This window comes from Halomonas sp., assembly GCF_041689495.1.
Taxonomy (GTDB): Bacteria; Pseudomonadota; Gammaproteobacteria; order Pseudomonadales; family Halomonadaceae; genus Halomonas.
In genome coordinates, this window is the sequence record NZ_JBDNGD010000541.1 from 1 (window position 1) to 2,793 (window position 2,793).

Annotated in this window: 2 protein-coding genes and 1 other annotated feature; of the genes, one reads left to right on the top strand and one right to left on the bottom strand. The window is 63.1% G+C overall.

Annotated features, from left to right (window positions below; translation table 11 throughout):
- A protein-coding gene (locus ACESMD_RS15710) for an IS3 family transposase (RefSeq protein WP_372614816.1) occupies positions 1-1,157 on the bottom strand; the annotation gives its coding sequence in 2 pieces (ribosomal slippage) (positions 1-860 and positions 860-1,157; 1,158 coding nt annotated over the 2 pieces). This gene is flagged as partial in the annotation.
- Positions 754-870 (bottom strand) — a sequence feature (AL1L pseudoknot). Its footprint overlaps the gene before it by 117 nt.
- A 219-nt stretch (positions 1,158-1,376) precedes the next feature.
- Between ACESMD_RS15710 and ACESMD_RS15715 the strand changes: the two genes are divergently transcribed.
- Entirely contained in the window at positions 1,377-2,762 is a 1,386-nt protein-coding gene (locus tag ACESMD_RS15715; protein WP_372614818.1) for an IS66 family transposase, read from the top strand.
- Positions 2,763-2,793 lie beyond the last annotated feature (31 nt).

The following is a 2,793-nucleotide window of genomic DNA, read 5'->3' on the forward strand; positions in this document are numbered from 1 at the left end:
GGCGCTGTGCAGCCGCTCTGAGTTATACCAGCTGACCCATTTGAGGGTTTCCCATTCGACCTGGCTGACGGATTTCCAAGGGCCGAGGAAGTTGATGACCTCCGTCTTGAACAATCCGATGATGCTTTCAGCCAGGGCGTTATCGTAGCTGTCACCGACACTGCCCACGGACGGATCGATCCCGGCCTCCTCCAGCCGCTCGGTATAGCGGATCGACAGGTATTGGCTGCCGCGATCCGAATGGTGGATCAGTTGCTCCTGCTCATCCGGGCAGCGCTGACAGATCGCCTGGTTCAGCGCATCGAGCACGAAGCTGGTCGTCATGGAGGACGAGACCCGCCAGCCGACGATCCTGCGGGCGAAAACGTCGATCACGAACGCCACATAGACCATGCCGGCCCAGCTGGAGACATACGTGAAGTCGGAGACCCAAAGCTGGTTCGGTGTGGATGCTGTAAACTCCCGGTTCACCTTGTCGTCCGGGCATGGCTGGGCGGGGTCCGGAATGGTCGTTCTCTTCTTGCCACGCACGACGCCTCGTAAATCCAGCGCCTTCATGAGCCGTTCGACCGTGCAGCGGGCGATATCCTTTCCCTCTCGGCGCAGCTGATGCCAGATCTTGCGGGCACCGTAGCGCCCGCGACTTGCATCAAAAACACGTTTGATCTCTGCGCTGTCCCGCGCGTCCCGCTTCGCTCGATCCGAAGCCAGATCGGGGTCGAGGGCAATTGCCCTGCATGCATAATATGTCGATGGGGCGATCGCCAGTACACGGCAGATCGGCTCGACCCCGAAGGCATCGTGATGCGTGTCGATGAATGCCGTCATGTCCGGAACGGGCGGTCGAGCTCCGCCTGAGCGAAATACGCTGACGCCTTCTTCAGGATCTCGTTGGCTTGCCTGAGTTCACGGTTCTCACGCTCCAGGGCCTTGATCCGTGCCTTCTCCTCGCTCGTCGGCCCGGACAACTCACTCGCATCACGGGCGGCGCGCCGACACCAGTCTCGCAGACTGAAGGACGAACAGCCCAGCTTCGAGGCAATCGCCCGGTAGGCGGCACTGTCGCTGCTATAATCAGATCGATGTTCGCGGAAAAGCCGAACGCCGCGCGCGCGGAACTCGGCCGTGTAACTCGGGGTGTGTTTCTTGTCTGTCATGAGGCTCACCTTTTGAGAGTTTTACTCTCCGGTAAACCCGGGGCGGTTCAATTTACCCTTCCAACAATCCCAGATTTCGCGTGGCTTTAATTCTTCACTGCGATGAATGTGGAACTGGATATGTAATTGCTCAGTCCCTTCGGTTTGAGGGGTCCGCCCGGGCGCAGGATCGATGCATTTTCGATTGCGTCGGACTGGCGGATGTGAGTCAACGCAAAGGTGACCCAGGCTTCTGATTTTCCCGACAAAGACGCATTGGTTGCCGCGCTCATGGCGCGGATCGAGGCGCTGGCTGCGCGCAACGAGGCGCTTGTCGCGGAGAATGCAGCGCTGGCGGGGCGGGTCGCCGAACTCGAGGCCAGGCTCGGCCTGCCGCCGAAGACGCCCGACAATTCCAGCGTGCCGCCGTCGAAAGGCCAGAAGCCGACCGTTTCCTCGGAGCCGAAGGCGAAGGCCAGGCCGCATCGGGGCGCGCATCGTGCGCTGCACCCCAACCCCAGCTCGAAGCGCGAGGTCCTGGCGACGACATGCAAGAGCTGCGGGGCCGATGTGTCCGGCATGGCGCAGATCGTCTGCGAGGAATACGACCGCGTCGAAATCCCCAGGATCGAGCCGGACGTGACGCGCGTATCGCTGCATGGCGGCGTCTGTCCCTGCTGCTCCAAACGCTTCAAGGCCGCACCGCCGGTGGGGATGGAGCCGGGATCGCCGTTCGGGCCGAACCTGCGCGCCTTCGTCATCTATCTGCGCTCGGTCCAGGCCATCCCGCTGGCGCGGCTGCGCGCGGTGATGGCGGACCTGTTCGGGCTGGAGATCAGCGAGGGTGCGCTGGTCAACATCCTCGGCGCGAGCGCCAGGCCATTCTCGGCGGGGACAGAGCGCATCAAGGCGCGGCTCCTCGCCGGCACGGTGATCGCCTCCGACGAAACCGGTGTGCGGGTCGGCAAGGCGAACTGGTGGCTCTGGGTATTCCATCACGGCGACAGCGCGGTCTTCGTTGCCGACAAGCACCGCTCCAAGGCGGTGGTGGAGAGCTTTCTCGGGATCAGTCGGCCGGATTACTGGATCTCCGACCGCTATGGCGGCCAGATGGGCTGGGCCAGGCGAGAGCAACAAGTCTGTCTCGCCCATCTGATCCGCGACGTGCAATACGCCATCGATGCGGGCGAGGCCGTCTTCGCGCCGAGCCTGAAAGGCCTGCTCAAGCGGGCCTGCGCCATCGGACGACGACGCGCCAGGCTGACCGACGGCACGCTCAAGACCTACGAGGCCGACCTTGATCGCCGGCTCGACCGCATCATGGCCCTGGCGCCGACCCATCCGGCCGGAGCCAAGCTCATGAAGGTCATCAAAAAGACCCGCCGCCACCTCTTCGTCTTCGTCCGGAATCGTGATCTCTCAGCCACGAACAACGGCTCGGAGCGGGCGCTGCGCCCCTGCGCCGTCTACCGCAAGATCACCAACGGCTTCCGTAGCGAATGGGGCGCCGCCCTCTACGCCAACATCAGGTCCGTCGTCGAAACCGCCCGCAGACGATCAATCCGAGCCATCGACGCCATCCGTCTCACACTCGATGGCCTGCCGCTGATCCCAAGCTCCGCGTGACCACAACGCAGGATGGGACCTGAGCAATTAC